Below are 18,568 nucleotides of genomic sequence, written 5' to 3'. Positions count from 1 at the left end.
TCTCCGACGAAGCCAGCCCCGTTCTGTGGTGAAACACCCCACCCACAGAAACGCTGCGGTTCCCCGGCGGGGCCGCTCACTCCACCGTCACGCTTTTCGCCAGGTTCCGGGGTTTGTCGATGTTTCGCCCCAGCAGCGCGGCCGTGTGATACGACACTAGCTGCAGGTGCGTGTTCGCCAGCACGGCAGCGGCTCGCGGGTGGGTCTCGGGAATCTCGAGCACGTGGTCGGCGTACCGCTCGACGTCGCTTTGCCCGTCGGTAATCGCGACGACCGGGGCGTCGCGGGCTTCGACCTCCTTGACGTTCCCGATGGTCTTTCGGGCGCGCTCGTCGTCGCCGGTCACGATGGCGAACACCGGGGTGTTCTCGGTCACCAGCGCCAGCGGGCCGTGTTTGAGTTCGCCGGACGCGAAGCCCTCGGCGTGCTTGTAGGTGATCTCTTTCATCTTCAGTGCACCCTCCAGCGCTACGGGCTTCTGATACCCGCGGCCGATGAAGAAGTAGGCGTTGGCGTCCTGGTACAGTTCGGCGATCTCCTGGGCAGCGGACTCGTCGAGCACCTCCTGGACGTGGCCGGGGAGGTCACGGAGCGCGCTGATGACCTGCCGGGCGTCGCCGGTCGAGGACGTTCCGAGCGCGAGCAGGTTCAGCGCGGCCAGCTGCGAGGCGAAGGTCTTGGTCGCGGCGACGCCGATTTCGGGGCCGGCACGGATGTACAGCGCGTGGTCGCACTCGCGGGCCGCGGTGGAGCCGACGACGTTCGTGACGGCGAGCGTGCGCGCGCCCCGGCGGCGCGCCGCCCGGAGTGCCGAGAGCGTGTCCGCGGTCTCGCCGCTCTGTGTGACGCCGACGACCAGGGCGTCGCCGATGGGCGGCGTCGTGGTCGCGTACTCGCTGGCGAGGAACGCCTGGGAAGGGATGCCCGCCTCGCGGAACAGTTGCGCGCCGTGCAGGGCGGCGTGGTAGGAGGTCCCGCAGGCGACGAACTGGACGCCGGTCGGGGAGAGGTCCCCGAGGTCACCGATGTCGACCGCCCCGGAGAGTTCGTCCACGCGACCCCGCAGGCACTGCCGGAGTGCGCGCGGTTGCTCGTGGATTTCCTTGAGCATGAAGTGGTCGTAGCCGCTCTTGCCGGTTTCCTCGGGGTCCCACTGGACGGTGTCGACGTCCTTCTCGACGACGGTGCCGTCGGTGTCGGTGACCGTCCACCCGTCGCCGTTGAGGCGGGCGAACTCCCCGTCGGCGAGGTAGACGACCTTGTCGGTGAAATCCCGGAAAGCAGGCACGTCACTCGCCAAGTAGGTCGCGCCCTCGTCGATACCCAAGACGAGCGGCGAGTCGTTCCGGGCGGCGAACACCGAATCACAGCCGGCGACGACGACGGCGACGGCGTAGCTCCCGTTGAGGCGGCCGATGGCCTCGCGAACGGCGTCTTCGGGGTCGGCACCGTCCTTCAGCGCATCCTCGATGAGGTGGGGGACGACCTCCGTGTCGGTGTCGGAGGTGAAGGTGTGGCCGGCTCCGACGAGTTCGTCCCGGAGCGACTGGTAGTTCTCGATGATGCCGTTGTGCACGACGGCGACGTCACCGGTGCAGTCCTGGTGTGGGTGAGCGTTCTCGTCGGTCGGCGGCCCGTGCGTGCTCCAGCGGGTGTGGCCGATGCCGACCGAGCCCGATAGCGTCCGGTCGGAGAGGGCCTCGCGCAGGTCGGCGATTTTCCCGGAGTGTTTGCACATGTCGATATGACTGTTCGCCAGCGCGACACCGGCGGAGTCGTACCCGCGGTACTCCAGTTTCGAGAGGCCGTGAACGAGCGTATCCAGAGTTTCGTCGCCGCGGCCGACGCAACCGATGATGCCACACATCAGCGGACCACCTCCGCGCCCTCGGGGACAGTTCCGTCGACTGTGACGCCGGTGGCGAGCCGGGCGTTCGGTCCCACGAGCGACCCTGAGACGAAGCTCACGTCACCGAGCGCGGCGGCGCGGTCGGCGATGACAGCGCCGAGCCGCTGGTCTTCGAACACGTCCGTGCCGACCTGCACGTCGGCCGGGCCGCCTGGGACGACCGTGTTGACGCCGAGGTTCACGTCCTGACCGGTGACGGTGTCGACGAGGGTCGAACTCGGGTCGACGCGCGTGTCCGCGTCGAGGACGGTGTGTTGGACGACGCTGTTGGCTCCGACAGTGACGTTGCGGCCGAGCGCCACGTCAGGGCCGATGACTGCGTCGGGGCCGACCTCGCAGTCCGGGCCGATGACGACCGGTGACTGGAGGACGGCCTCGTCGTGGACGCGCGCGGAGGTGTCTACCCAGACCTGTTCGTCGCGGGCCGACTCGACGACCCGCCCCCTGGCAAGCACCTCGCGGGCGACGGTCAGCAGGTCCCACGGGTAGGTCGCGTCGACCCACATCCCGTCGACCTCGACCGCCCGGACGCGGTCGGACTCCAGCAGGAGTTCGATGGTGTCTGTCAGCGCCAGTTCCCCGGCGTGGCGCGTCGTGTCGTCGATAGCCTCGAAGACGTCGCTGCCGAAGGCGTACACCCCGCCGTTGATGAGGCGGAAGTCGTCGTGCCGGGGCTTTTCGACGATGTCGACGATGTCGCCGTCCTGTACTTCGACCGCGCCGTACCGGCTGGTGTCCTGCCGTTCGAGTACGGCGATGCTCGTGTGCCCGGCCTCCGCGTAGGAAGCGTCTACCGCCTCGATGGTGGCCGCGTCGACGAGCCGGTCGCCGTTCATCACCAGCAGAGGGTCGTCGACCACGCTGCGGGCCTGCAGCAGCGCGTGGCCGCTGCCGAGCTGTTTCGTCTGGCTCACGTACGTGACGGGCACGCCGCGGTACGTCGGGCCGAAGTGGTCCTGAACCCGGTCGCGCTTGTAGCCGACGACGACGACCAGTTCCTCGATACCCGCCTCGACCAGGGCGTCGAACACGTGTTCGAGAATCGGCCGGTTCGCGGCCGGCAACATAGGCTTGGGCCGGTTTCGCGTCAACGGCCGCAGACGAGTCCCTTCGCCCGCGGCGAGGACCACAGCCGTATCGATGTGCATACCTGATGCAGACGGAGGAGGGGCTTCAATATGGCGCACCTACTGTGATTGGTCGGCGGCTACTCCCACGCATGTCCAGATTGGGGGCCGGAAACCGAACGGCAGATGGGGGCGAGACGGTCGTGGCATCGGGTCCCGGTGCGGGGCCGCACTACTGTTCGCCCATCCGCTCGCCGGCGACCCGACGGCCCTTCGTCGTCAGGTTCACTTCCGTTCGCTCGCGGAGCACGCTTATCACGTCGAGTTCGATGAGGCGGTCGAATATCTCCTCGGTCTTCTCGACGGAGATGCCGACGAAGTTGGGGATGTCGAACGGCGAGACGCCGGAGTGCAGCGCCATGATGACCCGTTTCTCCGTCGAACTCAGGTCCAGGTCGGCGCGGTTCTGCTCGGCGCTCTCCTCGAGCATCGTCCGGAGGACGGTGGCGTGGAACTCCTCGCCCGCGAGGTGGGTCTCGACGCTGATGTCGTCCTCGCTGTGTTCGACCTGGATGACCGTTCGCTCCTCGCCGTTGACCTGTTTCTCCTCGACGGCGAGGTCGCCGATGTCGGCGCGGTCGACGACGACGGCCTGCCCGTCGGCCATCGCGAGTTTCAGCGCCTCGTCGCCGACTTTCAGCCGGCCTTTCGTCCACTCGGCGGACTGGACGACGCCGCCTTTCAGTGCGGGATGTTGGACCAGCACGATTGCGCCGTCGAGGCTCGCCCGGTAGAAGTCGGTCTCGAAGGCCTCGTGGTCCGACGCCGACACGAGGATCACGTCCTCGCCGACGTAGAGCGCGATGTACTCGGAGACGCCGGCGCTTTGCTGGTTCACGTCGAACCGGTCGGCGATGCGGTCGATGTCGGTCAGCGATATCTGTCGCTTGTCGTCGCCCAGCAGGGCGACCCGCTCGGTGGTGAGGATGATGCGGCAGTTTCGCCACTCGGCGTCGGTGAGGCGCTGGCCCTGTGAGACCGCCTGAAGGAACTGTCCTTTCGTGTCGGCGATCTTCTTTTCGGTGTCGCTCATGCCCCGTCCCGGCCTCTCGTACACCAGTTGGCCGCAGGACTCAATATAAGTTCCGTCGCCAGTGTCGAAAGTGAGAACGGCCGACCGCGCCGACCTCGCGGAAAATAGTACATAATTAGAGAGGAGGTTTTTGAGTGCGCGGCCGTATTGTCAATTGATGACACGGGGTGACGAACCGGGTCGGGACCGGTCCCGCGCGGGGCGCGAGACAGTCGAGCCACCGGACTGGTTCGTCGAGCAGGCGAACGTGACGGACCCGGCTGTCTACGACCGCTTCGAACGGGAGTGGCCCGATTGCTGGCGCGAGGCCGCCGAGTTGCTCGACTGGGAGATGCCCTACGAAACCGTGTTCCGCGGGACGGACGGACCGCCGTTCGAGTGGTTCCCCGGTGGCCGGTTAAACGCCGCGTACAACTGCCTCGACCGGCACCTCCCCGAGCGGAAGAACCAGCTCGCGCTGGTCTGGGAGGGCCACCTCGGCGAGTCCCGCACCTACACCTACTTGGAGCTGTACCGGGAGGTCAACGCCTTCGCCGCGGCGCTGCGCGAGCGCGGCGTCGGCCCGGACGACGTGGTGACGCTGTACCTGCCGATGGTGCCCGAACTCCCGGTGGCGATGCTCGCCTGCGCGCGGCTCGGCGTGCCACACAACGTCGTCTTCGCCGGCTTCTCCGCGGACGCGCTGGCGACGCGCATGGAGCGGGCCGAGTCGGAGTATCTCGTCACCTGCGACGGCTACTACCGCCGCGGTAGCGCCGTCGCCCAGAAGAACAAGGCGGACAACGCGCGCATCGCCGTCGACCACGACGTGTCGGTCGTCGTGCTGGACCGACTCGGCCGCGACGTGCATTTAGGCGACGACTACGACGACTATCACGACCTGCTGGCGGCCCACGAGGGGGCCGAAGTCGAACCCATCTCGCGGGCGGCGGACGACCCGCTCTTTCGTATCTACACGTCGGGGACGACCGGCCGCCCCAAAGCCGTCACCCACACGACCGGCGGGTATCTCGCCCACGTCGCCTGGACCGCCCGGTCGGTGCTCGACATCAAGCCCGAAGACACCTACTGGTGTTCGGCCGACATCGGCTGGATTACCGGCCACTCCTACATCGTCTACGGCCCGCTCGCGCTCGGGACCACGACGGTGCTGTACAACGGCACCGCGGACCACCCCGAGAAAGACCGGCTGTGGGAACTCATCGAGAAGTACGCCGTCGACGTGTTCTACACCGCGCCGACGGCCGTCCGCGCGTTCATGAAGTGGGGCAAGGAGTACCCCGAGAAACACGACCTCTCCAGCCTGCGCCTGCTTGGCACCGTCGGTGAACCGATGGACGCGCGCGCCTGGGAGTGGTACCGCGAGCACATCGGCGGTGGCGAGTGCCCCATCGTCGACACCTGGTGGCAGACCGAAACCGGCGCGGTGCTCGTGTCGACGCTGCCGGGCGTCGACGGAATGAAGCCGGGGGCGGCGGGAACGCCGCTCCCGGGTATCGAGGCGTCCGTCGTCGACCGCTCGGGTGCGGCGGCCGGGCCGAACGCGGCCGGCGAACTCGTCGTGACGCGCCCCTGGCCGGGGATGCCCCGGGCGCTGCTGGAGGGGACTGGCTGGGGCAGCGTGCCGGACGACAGTCACGAGTGGCGGTACTACCCGGAGGACAGCGTCTCGGTCGACGAGGACGGCTACATCACGTTCCTCGGGCGCATCGACGACGCGATAAACGTCGCCGGCCGGCGGTTCAGCACCAAGGAACTGGAGTCGACGGTCGCGGGCGTCACCGGCGTCGCCGAGGCCGCCGTCGTCGGTGCCGACGACGAGACGACCGGAACAGCAGTGTACGCCTTCGCCTCCCCGGAGGACGGCTACGCTGAAAGCGAACTCCGGGCGGCCATCGAGGAGGCCATCGTCGACGCCATCGGCGGTATCGCCCGACCCAAGGAGATAGTGTTCACGCCCGACCTCCCGAAGACGCGCTCGGGCAAGGTTATGCGCCGCCTGCTGACGGCAGTGGCAAACGACGAGGACCTGGGCGACACCAGCGCGCTGCGCAACCCCGAAATCCTCGGCGAAATCCAGTCGACGACGAGCGGGGAGTGACGCGTTTCGTTTTTCTCGAAAAATTCGAAGTTCTAACCCGAGGTATTCCCGCGCTCAACGCACAGTATCTCTCAAGCACACCAGTAGCGCTTTTTCGACCGGAATTCTTATTTCGGTATTGTTCGATATTCCGAAACAGATGGACGGCCCAGCGGACCGAATCGGCGAGCGAGGGTACGAACGGCTCCGGCGCGCAGCCGAGACGCACCGCGCGGACCTCGTGCTCCGACTCGGCGCGGAGGTCGGGCTCCGTCCGGCCGAGATGACGGCCGTGCGGCTGGCCGACGTCGCCGAGTTCGAGGGGCACCGCCTGCTTTCCGTCCGGGCGGAGGGCGAGGTCGTACGCGAGACGTACCTTCCGGACGCGGTCGAACACGACATGCGGAAGTACGCGAACGCGGCCGGGAGAGCCGACGACGAGCCGCTGTTTTCGGTCTCCCCGCGGCGGCTCCAGATGCTCGTCAGCGAGGTGGCCGACCGCGCCGCCGACGCGGCCCCGCACCTGCGCGAGGCGTCCTCGCGCGACCTCCGGTGGCGGTTCGCGGCGGCGCTGCTCGACGACGGGGTCCCGCCGGACGTGGTCTGTGCGCTCGGCGGCTGGGACCGGCTCGACCGGCTCGACCCCTTGCTCGACGAGCCGGACCGCGAGGCCATCGTCGCGGCCGTCGACGGGGCCGGCGAGCGTGTCACCCCGGGCGAGTGCCGAAACCCCGCGGACTGGGTCGGGGCAGTCAGCGAGGCGCTCGCGGCAGCCGCGACCGGGGAGGCGATTGCGGCGACGGTCTGTGACCACCTGACGGGGGCCGCGGGCTTCGAGTTCGCCTGGCTCGCCGAACGGACCGGCGACGGGCTGACGCCGCGTGCGGCGACGGACGTCGACGAGGCGGCCGTCGAGCGGCAACTCGACGCTCACGTCGAGTCGGTCGCCGCCCCGCTCGACGTGGGCGAGGTTCGCGTCGTCGACGACAGCACTGGACCGGTCGCGCTGGTCCCGCTCGTCAGGGAAAACGCCGTCTCCGGCGTGCTCGGCGTCGGGACTGACGGGGGACTCGCCGACGCGGAACGGGCCGTTCTGGCCGCGCTGGGCGTCCAGACCGGCCACGCGCAGGTCGCCGCCGAGCGCAAACGGCTCCTGCTTGCCGACACGGTGACCGAACTGGAGTTTCACTGTGGGGACGAGCGGACCTTCACCGCCGGAGTTTCCGGGGCGTTGCAGTGTACAGTCGAACTGTCCGGGGTCGTCCCCGTCGCGGACCAGTCGCTGCTGTACTACCTGATGGTCGAGGGTGCCTCGGCCGACGCGATACTGTCGTACGCGGCCGACGTCGACGGCGTGGCCGACGCTAGACTCCTGGAAGAGCACAGCGACGGCGCGTTGCTGGAGGTGGTCGTGACCGACACGCCGGCGTTGCGGTTGGTCGAGAGCGGCGGCCGCATCCGCTCCGTGACGGCCACCGACGGCGTGGCGACCATCGGCGTCGAACTCCCCAGCGAGGCCGACATCAGACCGACGGTCAACGCCGTCACCGACGCCTACCCCGAGACCTCGCTGGCGGCGAAGCGGGAGACGGAGCGGCCGGCCGAGACCGACACCGGCTTCCGCGACCGGCTGACAGACACCCTCTCTGACCGCCAGGAGACCGTCCTCCGGGCGGCCTACCACAGCGGCTACTTCGAGTGGCCCCGCGGGTCGACCGCCGAGGAGCTGGCGGACTCGCTCGACGTGTCGTCGCCGACGCTACACAACCACCTCAGGAAGGCACAGCAGAAGGTCCTGACTGCGTTTTTCGACGACCGGCCGACGGAGCCGCGGCGACCGACGGACGGGTGAGCCCTGTCTCGTGTTATCGTAGTTAGACCCCCCGTTTATATGGCCGCTGTGAAATATCGATGATAGACTATGTCAGATGAAGATGTCCAACTAGAAGCGCGGCTCGAGGAGCAGGAGGTTTTCGAGCCCCCGGAGTCGTTCGTCGAGCAGGCGAACGTCACGGACGAGGGTATCTACGACGAGTTTACCGAGAACTGGCCGGAGTGTTGGGAGGGTGCCGCCGACCTCCTCGACTGGGAAGAGGACTACGACCAGGTACTGGACGACTCGAACCCGCCGTTCTACGAGTGGTTCACCGACGGGACACTGAACGCGTCGACGAACTGCCTCGACCGACACCTCGACGAGCGCGGCGACGAAGCCGCAATCGAGTGGGTAGGTGAGCCGGTCGAGGAGGACAACATCACCTACACCTACGAGGAGCTCCACCGGAAGGTAAACGAGTTCGCGGCCGGGCTGCGCGAGATGGGCGTCGGCGAGGGCGACGTGGTCACGATGTACATGCCGATGATTCCGCAGCTGCCAATCGCCATGCTGGCCTGTGCCCGCATCGGCGCGCCCCACTCCGTCGTCTTCGCCGGCTTCTCCGCGGACGCGCTGGCGACGCGGATGAACTCCGCCGACTCGGAGTATCTCGTCACCTGCGACGGCTACTACCGGCGTGGCGACCCGCTCGACCACCTCTCGAAGGCCAACGAGGGACTGGGTGGCGTCGACCACGAGGTCGAACGCGCCATCGTCGCCGAGCGCCTGATGGACGGCGACGGCTTCGACCACGACTACGCCGACAACCAGGTCGCCTTCGAGGACGTCGTCGCCGACAACGAGGGCGCGACGGTCGAACCGGTCGACCGCGACGCCGAGGACATGCTGTTCCTCATGTACACCTCCGGGACGACCGGGAAGCCGAAGGGAGTCAAACACTCCACCGGCGGCTACCTGGCCTGGGCGGCCTGGACCTCGCAGGCGGTGCTCGACATCAAGCCCGAGGACACGTACTTCTGCTCGGCCGACATCGGCTGGATTACCGGCCACTCTTACATCGTCTACGGCCCGCTCGCGCTCGGGACCACGACGATGATGTACGAGGGCACGCCGGACTACCCCGACAAGGACCGCCTCTGGGACATCGTCGAGGAGTACGAGGCCGACCAGCTCTACACCGCGCCGACGGCCATCCGCGCGTTCATGAAGTGGGGCAAGGAGTACCCCGAGAAACACGACCTCTCCAGCCTGCGCCTGCTTGGCACCGTCGGCGAGCCCATCAACCCCCGCGCCTGGAAGTGGTACTACAAGCACATCGGGGGCGAGGAGTGTCCGGTCGTCGACACCTGGTGGCAGACCGAGACCGGCGGCATGATGATAACGACGCTGCCCGGCGTCAAGGACATGAAACCGGGGTCGGCCGGCCCGCCGCTGCCGGGTAACGACGTACGTATCGTCGACACCGAGGGCGACGAGGTCGAACCCGGCCGCGCCGGCTACCTGACCGTCGACAAGCCCTGGCCCGGGATGCTCCGGACGCTGTACAAGAACGACGAGCGCTTCATCGACGAGTACTGGGCCGAGTACTCCGACACCGACAGCGACGACTCCGACGACTGGGTGTACTTCCCCGAGGACGGCGCGAAGATAGACGAGGACGGCTACATCACCGTCCTCGGTCGCGTCGACGACGTCATCAACGTCTCCGGTCACCGACTCGGGACGATGGAAATCGAGAGCGCCATCGTCGGCGTCGAGGGCGTCGCCGAGGCAGCCGTCGTCGGCGGCGACCACGACATCAAGGGCGAGGCAGTGTACGCCTACGTCATCACCGAGGACGGCTACGAGGAGACCGAGGAGCTCCGGAGCGCGATTATCGACGGCGTCGAGGACGCTATCGGCCCAATCGCCCGTCCGGAGGCCGTAATCTTCACGCCGGAACTGCCGAAGACCCGCTCCGGGAAGATAATGCGTCGGCTACTCGAAGACATCGCCAACGGCGAGGAGCTTGGCGACACGAGCACCCTGCGAAACCCCGAGGTCGTGAGCGACATCGAGCGGAAGGTCCAGGGAGACTGACTCCACACCCTTCTCGAATTACGATTTAGACACACCAGAATCCGACGCCGACCATGAGAGAAAACGACACCCACGACAGCAGTAGCGGCTGCGCTGTCGCTCCCGACGGCGGGACGACGACGGACGCGGCACAGAAGCATCAAAACACGAACTACCTCGAAGAGGAGGTGAACCTCCTGAGCCCCAGTACGGCGTTCATGCGCGATCACCTGCGCATCGTGTGGTCCGGCTTCATCGTCTGGGCGCTCATCGTCTTCGGACCGGTGACGCTGACCCTTATCGCGCCCGAGACGATGACGTCGATAACGGTTCCGCCGGGCTTTCCGCTGCACTACTTCACGGTGGCCTTCGGCGGCCCGACGGGCGCGCTGATACTCGCCTTCTGGTACGCACGCAAGCGCGACGCGCTCGACGAAAAGTACGGTATCGACCCCAGCGTGGTCGAGACCGACATCGAGTCGGACAACGGTGATCAGGCCGACGCCGCGGCCACGGACGGGGGTGTCGAGCAGTGACGGTCCCCCTGCAGGCCGAGGCGCTCGACATCTCGTTCAAGCTCGTCCCGGCCATCCTCGTCTTCCTGATGATGGCCTCGTTCCTCGTCATCGGCTACGTGTTCAAGGTGGCCGACACCGAGGGGATGTGGGTCGCCGGCCGCGGCATCGGAAACATCGAGAACGGGATGGCCATCGGCGCGAACTGGATGTCCGCCGCCTCGTATCTCGGACTGGCCGGGCTCGTCGCGCTCTCGGGCTTCTACGGCCTGGCGTTCATCGTCGGCTGGACCACCGGCTACTTCGTGTTGCTCATCTTCCTCGCGGCGCAGATGCGCCGGTTCGGGAAGTACACTGCGCCAGACTTCGTCGGCGACCGGTTCAACTCGCCGACCGCCCGCGCGCTGGGGGCGTTCACGACGCTGCTTATCGCGTACGTCTACTCCGTCGGACAGGCCCGCGGCATGGGCCTGGTCGGTCAGTACGTCTTCGGGCTGGACATCATCCCGATGATCGTCGTGATGATGACCATCACCGTCGGTTACCTCGCGCTCTCGGGGATGCTGGGCGCGACGAAGAACATGGCCGTCCAGTACGTCATCCTCATCATCGCGTTCCTCGCGGGCGTCTACGTCGTCGGCTTCTCGCAGGGGTACTCGACGATCCTGCCACAGATCGAGTACGGCGCGCTGATCAGTGAACTCGGCCGCCAGTTCTCGGCCCCGTTCCGAGCCAGTTCCTACTACATCTGGGTCGCGACGGCGTTCTCGCTCATCTTCGGGACCTGCGGCCTCCCGCACGTCCTGGTTCGGTTCTACACCGTCGAGAACGAGCGGACCGCGCGCTGGTCCTGCGTCTGGGGGCTGTTCTTCATCCTCCTGCTGTACTGGGCCGCGCCCGCGATGGCGGCCTTCGGTGTCGACCTCTTCGGCAAAGTGACCGGTACGGACGCCTACGCCGCACAGGGCGGCATGTCCGGCGCTGAAGGCGACGTGATCGTCGTGCTCGCCGCGCAGTTCGCCAACCTCCCGACCTGGTTCGTCGGCCTCGTCGCGGCCGGCGCGATGGCCGCGGCGATCGCGACCACCGCCGGGCTGTTCATCACGGCCTCCTCGGCGGTCGCACACGACATCTACACCGAACTCATCAATCCCGACGCGACCCAGCGCCAGCAGGTGCTCATCGGTCGGGCCACTATCGTCGCCATCGGCGCACTGGTGACCGTGACCGCGTTCAACCCGCCCGCGCTCATCGGCGAACTGGTCGCCTACGCGTTCTCGCTCGCGGGCACTGTGCTGTTCCCGATGTTCTTCCTCGGCCTCTGGTGGGAGAACACCAACCGAGAGGGCGCGCTCGCTGGCATGACGGTCGGACTGTTGCTGTGGATCGGCTCCGTCGTCAACAGCGTCCTGCCGAACTACATCGGCGCGCTCGGTGCGGCGGCGGGTGAGAGCGGCGCGCTGATTCCCATCTACGCCCAGTACGTCCCGCCGATCGGCGCGGCGCTCGTCGGGACGCCGCTGGTGTTCCTCGTCACCATCGCCGTCTCGCTGGTGACCGAGGAGCCACCGATGGAGACCAAGCGGATGGTCAGACAGTGTCACAGCCCCGAACCGATGGGCCAGCAACAGTCCGCCGAAGACATCGTGAGCGAAAGCGGCGGTAGCGGCGGTACCCCTGCAGACGACTAAACCAATGTACGAACACATCCTCGTTCCGACGGACGGTAGCGAAACCGCAGAGAACGCGGTCGACCAGGCGATAGACATCGCCTCGAAGTACGGCGCGACGGTCCACGCGCTCTACGTCGTCGACGTCGATGCCACCAGCTACTCGCTGGGCACGGAGCAGGTCGACCGCATCCGGCAGGGCCACCTCGACGAGATGACCGAGGTCAAAGAGGCGGCGGACAAGGCCACCGGCTACGTCCGGGACCGCGCCGCCGAACACGGCATCGAAGTCGAGGAACACGTCACCGCCGGCGAGCCGGCCCGCGCCATCCGGAAGTTCGTCGAGGACAACGACATCGACCTCGTCGTGATGGGGTCCCACGGCCGGTCGGGGCTCAAGCGCGTCATCCTCGGCAGCGTCACCGAGAAGGTGCTGCGCCGGACCCGCCTGCCCGTCCTCGTCGTCGACGTCCACGGCGACACCGAGGTCGAAGCCTGACACGACCATGGAACTGACTCGACCACGGCCGACGCGAGGCCACCGATGAGCGTCGTCGACACCATCCGCGACCACGTGCGCGACCACAAGCGTGGCATGTTCGTCGACCTCGTGTTCGCCATCGCCTGGGTGACGGCCGTGAGCGTCATCTTCGACCTGCTGTCGGCTCCACAGTGGGCCTACTACCTCACGCTCGCCGGCGGCGTCGTCGCGTACTACGGCTTCTTCTGGTCGCTCGAACTGGCGCTGCAACAGCAGTAGCCCGGCCCCGTTTCCGGGCCACCCACAGCGCCGCCGAGTCGACACACCTGCGTGCTAGCGATGCTCTCGGAAAGCGTACCGCCCCTGTCCTGTCCAGGCACCCTCTATTCTCAGGTTTGGCGATTTTCGGTCCCGTCGGTAGTAATAATACCATGTAGGTTCATTGACCTGTTCGACGGCAGCGGACGCGGTGGACCCAGCAATGATATACCAAAGTTCAACGGGAGAGTATTACAGTGGTCTCGACATCTGGATGCGCTTCGAGTCGGGGTACTGGGAACCACACGACTGGAGTCAGGAGACGGGACAGGAGTGGGTTCGAACCGAGGCGGGCGACGTACTCACCCTGACGCCGGTCCCGGAGTCCGACCTTCCGGACGGGGTGTCGGTGATGGAGGCCGACGACGTGGACTTCCCGGAAGAGTAGCGGCGACGGGCGGTCCGAGCGTGGCCTGAACCGGTCAAGTACCGCCGGGAACGGGTCGCTGCGGGTCACTAGCGTGCCCCGCTCGCTGTCCGAGGGCCGCTCCCTGTGGTCGGCGCCCCTCGCTACTCACGGCTTCGCCGTTCGTTCTGTGGCGCGTAGCGCCACACTACTTCTCGCTCATCGCTTCACTCGCCATATTCCGCCCCTGGGCGTTCAGCGCGACCTCGGTGCGGACCCGGACCTCGTCGACCGCGCCGATATCGAGGAGTTTCTGATAGATTTCCTCGACCTCGTCCGGTGTCGTCCCGACGAAATCCGACATCTCGAAGGGCGAGACGCCCGAATACAGCGCCATCAGCACCTGGCTCTCCATCTCCGAGAGCTCGTAGTCGTCCTCGCGGCCTTCGACGACCCGGGTGAACAGCGTCTCCAGCGCGCGGGTGTGGTGGTCCATCCCCGACAGGTGCGTCTCGACGCTGCGGCCCTCGTCGTCGGTGTGTTCGACCTCGATGACCGACCGCTCCTGCCCCATCACGGTGCTGGTCCCGGTCTCGATTGTCCCGACGTCCTCGATTTCGAACGACATGCGCTCGCCGCCGGGAAACTGGAGGCGGATGACGTCCTCGTCCAGCTGAAACCGCGCCTTGCTCCACTCGGCGTCCTCCTGGACGACGCCGCCGACGACGGCCTGCTGGCGCGCGAGGATGACCTCGCCCTGGAGGGTGGCTCGGACGTACTCCGTCTCGAAGTCGTCCAGGTTCGGCGTGTCGACGAGCAAGACGTTGTTGCCTACCTCCAGAGCGGTCGCACCGCCGGTGCCGCCGTCGGGAACCATGTCGTCGGGGTCCGAGGGAAGCGTGATATTGGAGTGAGGAATCGGCTGTTTCGAGCCGTTCGTCGCCAGAACGAGGCGCTTGTTGGTGACGATGAGTCGACAGGACCGCCACTGCGGGTCGGACACCTGGTCGCCGTCGCGGACGACGTACTGGAAGTCCCCCGACGTGTCGACTAGCTTGCGTTCGTCACCACTCATAGCCGCTGATACTTGAGATTCGTCGCCGAAGGATAAATAAGTTCCAGCACTGCGCTCACAGCGCGACGAGCAGGCCGCCGACGACGCCGAGGCCGCCAAACACCGTACAGACCGCCCAGAACGGGACCTGGCGCACCAGCCGGACGAGCGCGTCGACGGTCAGGTAACCGACGACGGCGCTGACGGCCAGAGCGACGACGGCCGGCAGCGGGTCGATTGCCGGCACGCCGTCGTCGACCAGCACCAGCGCGTTCGCGGCGAGGGCGGCCGGAATCGACAGCAGGAACGAGAGCCGAAGCGACGACTCGCCCTCGTGGCCCCGGAGCAGCAGGGCGCTGACCGTCGTCCCCGACCGGGAGACGCCGGGGAGGATAGCCAGCCCCTGCAAGACCCCGACGAGGACGGCGTCGACCCAGTCGGGCACCGCGCGCTCGCCCAGCGACAGCACCACGGCGAACCGCTGGAGCAGGCCCGTCAGCACGAGCAGGCCGCCGACCAGCGCCAGAAAGAGCCCGCCCTCGAGCTCCGAGACGGCAGCGTCGAGGGCCATGTACGCCGGGAGACCGGTGACGGCGGTCGCCGCGGTGGCGACGACGATAAACGAGAGGTCGGCCGTCTCGTCGGCGAACGGGCGGCGGGAGAGCCTGCGAATCGAACGCAGAATCGTCCCGACCTCGGCGCGGTAGTACGCCGTGGCCGCGACCGCCGTCCCGGCGTGGAGAAAGAGCGCGAGGCGGGTCGCGGCGGCGGGCGAGACGCCCGTGACTACCGTCGACGCGAGCGCGACGCCGCCCTCGCTTGAGACCGGAATCCACTCCAGCACCCCTTGCAACAGGCCCAGCAGAACGGCGACGAGAATCGGGTTCATACCCACGGAGCGGACGCCGCGGGACAAAGGCGGTTCGGTTCGGCCCGCTGACGGGACAGTATATATACCGCCGGTATCCAAGCGGGGGGCATGCAACTGGGAAGCGAGGCGGTGGACCTGCTGTCGGGGCTGCCGGCCTGGCAGGGGTTTCTGCTACTCGTCGGCGGTGGGGTCGCCCTGGCGCTGGGCATCCGCGTGTTCGGCGACCGACTGCTCCGGCAGGTCACGCCCCGCATCGAGGGCGACATCGACGACATCGTCTTCCGGGGGATTCACACCGCCATGTACGTCACGGTCGGGCTCGGCGGGGCCTACGCCGGCGCACAGATTTACGACGTCCGGCCGGCCGTCGCCGTCTCGCTCGAAGCCGGGACCCTCTCGGTCGTGGTCGTCGTCTGGATGGTGACGCTGCTGCGCATCGGCCGCCGCGCGTCGGCGGTCGCGACGGATTCGGCGTACATCGACCGTCAGATGGTTCCCATTCTCCAGAACGTCTGGAGCGCGCTCGTCTCCGGCGGCGGCATCCTGCTCTTGCTGATTCTGTGGGACATCGACGTGACGCCGCTGCTGGCCTCGGCGGGGATTATGGGCATCATCGTCGGCCTGGCGGCCCGGGACACGCTGGCGAACTTCTTCGGCTCGCTGTCGCTGTACCTAGACGGCACGTATGCGGTCGGCGATTTCGTCGTGCTGGAGACCGGCGAGCGGGGCCGCGTCGAGGACATCTCCGTGCGCTCGACGGTCATCCGCACCCGCGACGACATCCTCGTCACCGTCCCGAACTCGAAGCTCAACAACGCCGCCATCGTCAACGAGTCGACGCCGCGGCGCAAGCGGCGGATTCGCGTCCCCGTCGGCGTGGCCTACGGCACCGACATCGACCGGGTCGAGGAGGTGCTCCTGGAGATAGCCGAGGCCGAGGACCTCGTTCAGGACCGGCCGAGCCCGCGGGTCCGCTTCCGGACGTTCGGCGACTCGGCGCTGAACTTCGAACTGCTGTGCTGGGTCGGCAACCCGGCCCTGACGGCCCGCGCGACGCACGAACTCAACAGCGCCATATACAAGCGGTTCCAGGCCGAGGGCGTCGAAATCCCGTTCCCCCAGCGGTCCGTCTCGATTTCCACGGCGGACGACGGCGACCGCGTCGACCGAGCGCCGGAGGACACGGCGGACGGCGTGGCGGGCGAGTGAGGCCGACCCGTCCCGCGACCGAGAGGTCGAAACGCAGTTACGGGGGCGACGCGTCGGCTCAGGCAATGAGCATACTGGAGGACGCCCGCGCGGCGCTTGCGACGGGGCCGCTGTGTGATTCCTGTCTCGGCCGGCTCTTCGCCGACCGGAGTTTCGGACTGGCCAACGCCCAGCGGGGCCACGCCCTGCGGGTGACGGTCGCGCTCGCGGACGACGACCCCTTCGAGGAAGGCGAGGACTGCTGGGTCTGTGAAGGCGAGTGCGACCGCTTCGACTGGTGGGCCCAACAGGCCGCCAGCGCCGTCCGCGGCTACGAGTTCGACACCTACCAGGTCGGGACGAAGGTGCCGCCGCTGCTCGAAGAGAACGACGCCCTCCTTCGAGAGGACGTGGGACTCGACGAGGACGCCGGCGAGGCGCTGAAGACCGAACTCAACCGCGAGGTCGGCAAGCGCATCGGCGACCTGACCGGCGCGGAGGTGGAGTTCGGCCGCCCGGCGGTCCAGCTCACGCTCGACCTCGCCACGGACGAGGTCGAGACCCACGTCAACTCCGCGTTCGTCTACGGCCGCTACCGGAAGCTCGAACGGGACATCCCCCAGACGAAGTGGCCCTGCAACGACTGCAACGGGACCGGGCTGTGGCAGGGCGAGCCCTGCGACGGCTGCGGCGGCAGCGGGTACCGCTACGACGAGAGCGTCGAGCAACTGTCCGCACCGGTGGTACTGGAGGCGATGGACGGCGAGAAGGCGGTGTTCCACGGTGCCGGCCGGGAAGACGTCGACGCGCTGATGCTCGACTCCGGTCGCCCGTTCGTCATCGAGGTGATGGAACCCCGAAAGCGCGACGTGGACACCGACGAACTCGAAGCCGACATCAACGCCTTCGCCGACGGGAAGGTCGAAGTGATGGACCTCCGCCTGGCGACCCACGAGATGGTCGAGCGCGTCAAGGAACTGGACGCCTCGAAGACCTACCGGATGGACGTGGAGTTCGGAGAGCCGGTCGACGCCGACGCGCTCCGGGACGCGCTGGCGGAACTGAACGGCACCACGGTTGAGCAGGAGACGCCCCAGCGGGTCACCCATCGCCGGGCCGACATCACCCGGACGCGAACGGTGTACGACGCCGAGGGCGAACTGACCGACGAGCGCCACGCCGACCTCCGCATCCACGGCGAGGGCGGCCTGTACGTGAAGGAACTCGTCTCCAGCGACGAGGGCCGCACGGAGCCGAGCCTGGCCGGCCTGCTCGGCACCGACGCCGTGGTGACCGCCCTCGACGTAATCGACGTGCAGGGCGAGGACGAGCCGTTCGCGAAAGCCGAGTACCTCAAGGAGTAGCACGCGGCCGCTGTCCAACCGGAAGCTGTTTTTGCAGTGCCATCCAGAAGACAGCCATGCGATTCGGCGTCGACGAAGCCGGGAAAGGGCCGGTCCTGGGGTCGATGTTCGCCGCCGCGGTCAGGGCCGACCCGGCAGCCCTGCCTGACGGCGTCGGCGACTCGAAGGCTATCAGGCCGGAGCGCCGGGAGCGACTGGCCGGCGAAATACGCGAGTCGGCCGACGCCGTCGGGGTCGCCGAGGTCCCGGTCGAGCGCATCGACGCCGACGGGACGGACATGAACACGCTGACCGTCGACGCACAGGCGGCGGCGCTCTCGTCGGTGGCCCGCGAAGGACTGTCGGGGACGGTCGACGCCGGCGACACCGACGCGGCGCGGTTCGGTCGCCGGGTCGCTGACGCGGTCGAAGCCGACGTGACCGTACGGGCGGAACACGGGGCCGACGAGACGGACCCGCTGGTCGGCGCGGCCTCGATTGTCGCCAAGGTGGCCCGCGACGCACACGTCGCGGAGCTGGCCGATGCGTACGGCGACGTGGGGTCGGGCTATCCCAGCGACCCGACGACGCGAGCGTTCCTCGCGGAGTACGTCGACCGCCACGGCGAACTGCCGGCGTGTGCCCGCCGGTCGTGGTCGACGTGTGACGACGTGCTGGCCGCGGCGGAACAGGCGTCGCTGGGCGATTTCTGAACGGGAGACCCCGACAGAGGCGGTG

At 67.7% G+C, this 18,568-nt stretch carries 16 protein-coding genes; 11 read left to right on the top strand and 5 right to left on the bottom strand.

The window, feature by feature from the left end:
- Window positions 1–76 precede the first annotated feature (76 nt).
- The 3 genes from glmS to VI123_RS08585 all read right to left on the bottom strand — a co-directional run bounded on the left by glmS (window position 77) and on the right by VI123_RS08585 (window position 4,069).
- Window positions 77–1,867 (bottom strand): glutamine--fructose-6-phosphate transaminase (isomerizing), encoded by a 1,791-nt coding sequence (gene glmS / locus VI123_RS08595; RefSeq protein WP_336337648.1) that lies wholly within the window; start codon window positions 1,865–1,867, stop codon window positions 77–79.
- The gene (glmU, locus tag VI123_RS08590; protein WP_336337647.1) at window positions 1,867–3,057 is read right to left on the bottom strand and encodes a bifunctional sugar-1-phosphate nucleotidylyltransferase/acetyltransferase; all 1,191 of its coding nucleotides are present in this window, start codon (window positions 3,055–3,057) and stop codon (window positions 1,867–1,869) included. The genes glmS and glmU overlap by 1 nt, the downstream gene beginning before the upstream one ends.
- 151 nt (window positions 3,058–3,208) lie before the next feature.
- Window positions 3,209–4,069: a CheF family chemotaxis protein gene (locus VI123_RS08585; RefSeq protein ID WP_336337646.1), complete on the bottom strand. Its 861-nt coding sequence runs from the start codon at window positions 4,067–4,069 to the stop codon at window positions 3,209–3,211.
- 157 nt (window positions 4,070–4,226) lie between these two features.
- Between VI123_RS08585 and acs (VI123_RS08580) the strand changes: the two genes are divergently transcribed.
- The 8 genes from acs (VI123_RS08580) to VI123_RS08545 all read left to right on the top strand — a co-directional run bounded on the left by acs (VI123_RS08580) (window position 4,227) and on the right by VI123_RS08545 (window position 13,416).
- The gene (acs, locus tag VI123_RS08580; protein ID WP_336337645.1) at window positions 4,227–6,170 is read left to right on the top strand and encodes an acetate--CoA ligase; all 1,944 of its coding nucleotides are present in this window, start codon (window positions 4,227–4,229) and stop codon (window positions 6,168–6,170) included.
- A gap of 139 nt (window positions 6,171–6,309) precedes the next feature.
- The gene (locus VI123_RS08575; protein ID WP_336337644.1) at window positions 6,310–8,001 is read left to right on the top strand and encodes a bacterio-opsin activator domain-containing protein; all 1,692 of its coding nucleotides are present in this window, start codon (window positions 6,310–6,312) and stop codon (window positions 7,999–8,001) included.
- A 69-nt stretch (window positions 8,002–8,070) separates the two neighbouring features.
- Window positions 8,071–10,065: an acetate--CoA ligase gene (gene acs / locus VI123_RS08570; RefSeq protein WP_336337643.1), complete on the top strand. Its 1,995-nt coding sequence runs from the start codon at window positions 8,071–8,073 to the stop codon at window positions 10,063–10,065.
- Between the two features lie 53 nt (window positions 10,066–10,118).
- Window positions 10,119–10,580, top strand: coding sequence for a DUF4212 domain-containing protein (locus VI123_RS08565; protein ID WP_336337642.1), 462 nt, complete (start codon window positions 10,119–10,121; stop codon window positions 10,578–10,580).
- On the top strand, window positions 10,577–12,250 hold the full coding sequence (locus tag VI123_RS08560) for a sodium:solute symporter family transporter (protein WP_336337641.1): 1,674 nt from the start codon (window positions 10,577–10,579) through the stop codon (window positions 12,248–12,250). Before VI123_RS08565 ends, VI123_RS08560 begins: the two co-directional genes overlap by 4 nt.
- 4 nt (window positions 12,251–12,254) lie before the next feature.
- Entirely contained in the window at window positions 12,255–12,728 is a 474-nt protein-coding gene (locus tag VI123_RS08555; RefSeq protein WP_336337640.1) for a universal stress protein, read from the top strand.
- 45 nt (window positions 12,729–12,773) lie between these two features.
- On the top strand, window positions 12,774–12,989 hold the full coding sequence (locus tag VI123_RS08550) for a hypothetical protein (RefSeq protein WP_336337639.1): 216 nt from the start codon (window positions 12,774–12,776) through the stop codon (window positions 12,987–12,989).
- A gap of 202 nt (window positions 12,990–13,191) precedes the next feature.
- A complete protein-coding gene (locus tag VI123_RS08545) occupies window positions 13,192–13,416 on the top strand; it encodes a hypothetical protein (protein WP_336337638.1) in 225 nt (74 codons plus the stop codon).
- Between the two features lie 166 nt (window positions 13,417–13,582).
- Here VI123_RS08545 and VI123_RS08540 read toward each other — a convergent pair whose 3' ends face one another.
- Window positions 13,583–14,449 carry a CheF family chemotaxis protein gene (locus VI123_RS08540; protein WP_336337637.1) on the bottom strand — a complete coding sequence of 289 codons (867 nt, stop codon included), beginning with the start codon at window positions 14,447–14,449 and terminating at the stop codon, window positions 13,583–13,585.
- A 55-nt stretch (window positions 14,450–14,504) separates the two neighbouring features.
- Window positions 14,505–15,317 carry an undecaprenyl-diphosphate phosphatase gene (locus tag VI123_RS08535; protein ID WP_336337636.1) on the bottom strand — a complete coding sequence of 271 codons (813 nt, stop codon included), beginning with the start codon at window positions 15,315–15,317 and terminating at the stop codon, window positions 14,505–14,507.
- A 90-nt stretch (window positions 15,318–15,407) separates the two neighbouring features.
- Between VI123_RS08535 and VI123_RS08530 the strand changes: the two genes are divergently transcribed.
- The 3 genes from VI123_RS08530 to rnhB all read left to right on the top strand — a co-directional run bounded on the left by VI123_RS08530 (window position 15,408) and on the right by rnhB (window position 18,543).
- Window positions 15,408–16,508, top strand: a complete 1,101-nt coding sequence (locus tag VI123_RS08530) for a mechanosensitive ion channel family protein (protein WP_336337635.1) — start codon at window positions 15,408–15,410, stop codon at window positions 16,506–16,508.
- 65 nt (window positions 16,509–16,573) lie between these two features.
- A complete protein-coding gene (locus tag VI123_RS08525; protein ID WP_336337634.1) occupies window positions 16,574–17,851 on the top strand; it encodes a tRNA pseudouridine(54/55) synthase Pus10 in 1,278 nt (425 codons plus the stop codon).
- A gap of 56 nt (window positions 17,852–17,907) precedes the next feature.
- Complete coding sequence (gene rnhB, locus VI123_RS08520) at window positions 17,908–18,543, top strand: ribonuclease HII (RefSeq protein ID WP_336337633.1); 636 nt, start codon at window positions 17,908–17,910, stop codon at window positions 18,541–18,543.
- Window positions 18,544–18,568: the final 25 nt, after the last annotated feature.

The organism is Haloarcula sp. DT43 (assembly GCF_037078405.1).
Lineage (GTDB): Archaea > Halobacteriota > Halobacteria > Halobacteriales > Haloarculaceae > Haloarcula > Haloarcula brevis.
This window is presented reverse-complemented; position numbering and strand designations above follow the sequence as displayed.

Coding starts and splice junctions, on each gene's coding strand:
- VI123_RS08525 (WP_336337634.1), top strand. CDS start 16,574: ATGAGCATACTGGAGGACGCCCGCGCGGCGCTTGCGACGGGGCCGCTG.
- VI123_RS08535 (WP_336337636.1), bottom strand. CDS start 15,317: ATGAACCCGATTCTCGTCGCCGTTCTGCTGGGCCTGTTGCAAGGGGTG.
- VI123_RS08545 (WP_336337638.1), top strand. CDS start 13,192: ATGATATACCAAAGTTCAACGGGAGAGTATTACAGTGGTCTCGACATC.
- glmU (WP_336337647.1), bottom strand. CDS start 3,057: ATGCACATCGATACGGCTGTGGTCCTCGCCGCGGGCGAAGGGACTCGT.
- glmS (WP_336337648.1), bottom strand. CDS start 1,867: ATGTGTGGCATCATCGGTTGCGTCGGCCGCGGCGACGAAACTCTGGAT.
- rnhB (WP_336337633.1), top strand. CDS start 17,908: ATGCGATTCGGCGTCGACGAAGCCGGGAAAGGGCCGGTCCTGGGGTCG.
- VI123_RS08530 (WP_336337635.1), top strand. CDS start 15,408: ATGCAACTGGGAAGCGAGGCGGTGGACCTGCTGTCGGGGCTGCCGGCC.
- VI123_RS08550 (WP_336337639.1), top strand. CDS start 12,774: ATGAGCGTCGTCGACACCATCCGCGACCACGTGCGCGACCACAAGCGT.
- VI123_RS08540 (WP_336337637.1), bottom strand. CDS start 14,449: ATGAGTGGTGACGAACGCAAGCTAGTCGACACGTCGGGGGACTTCCAG.
- VI123_RS08565 (WP_336337642.1), top strand. CDS start 10,119: ATGAGAGAAAACGACACCCACGACAGCAGTAGCGGCTGCGCTGTCGCT.
- acs (WP_336337643.1), top strand. CDS start 8,071: ATGTCAGATGAAGATGTCCAACTAGAAGCGCGGCTCGAGGAGCAGGAG.
- VI123_RS08575 (WP_336337644.1), top strand. CDS start 6,310: ATGGACGGCCCAGCGGACCGAATCGGCGAGCGAGGGTACGAACGGCTC.
- VI123_RS08555 (WP_336337640.1), top strand. CDS start 12,255: ATGTACGAACACATCCTCGTTCCGACGGACGGTAGCGAAACCGCAGAG.
- VI123_RS08585 (WP_336337646.1), bottom strand. CDS start 4,069: ATGAGCGACACCGAAAAGAAGATCGCCGACACGAAAGGACAGTTCCTT.
- acs (WP_336337645.1), top strand. CDS start 4,227: ATGACACGGGGTGACGAACCGGGTCGGGACCGGTCCCGCGCGGGGCGC.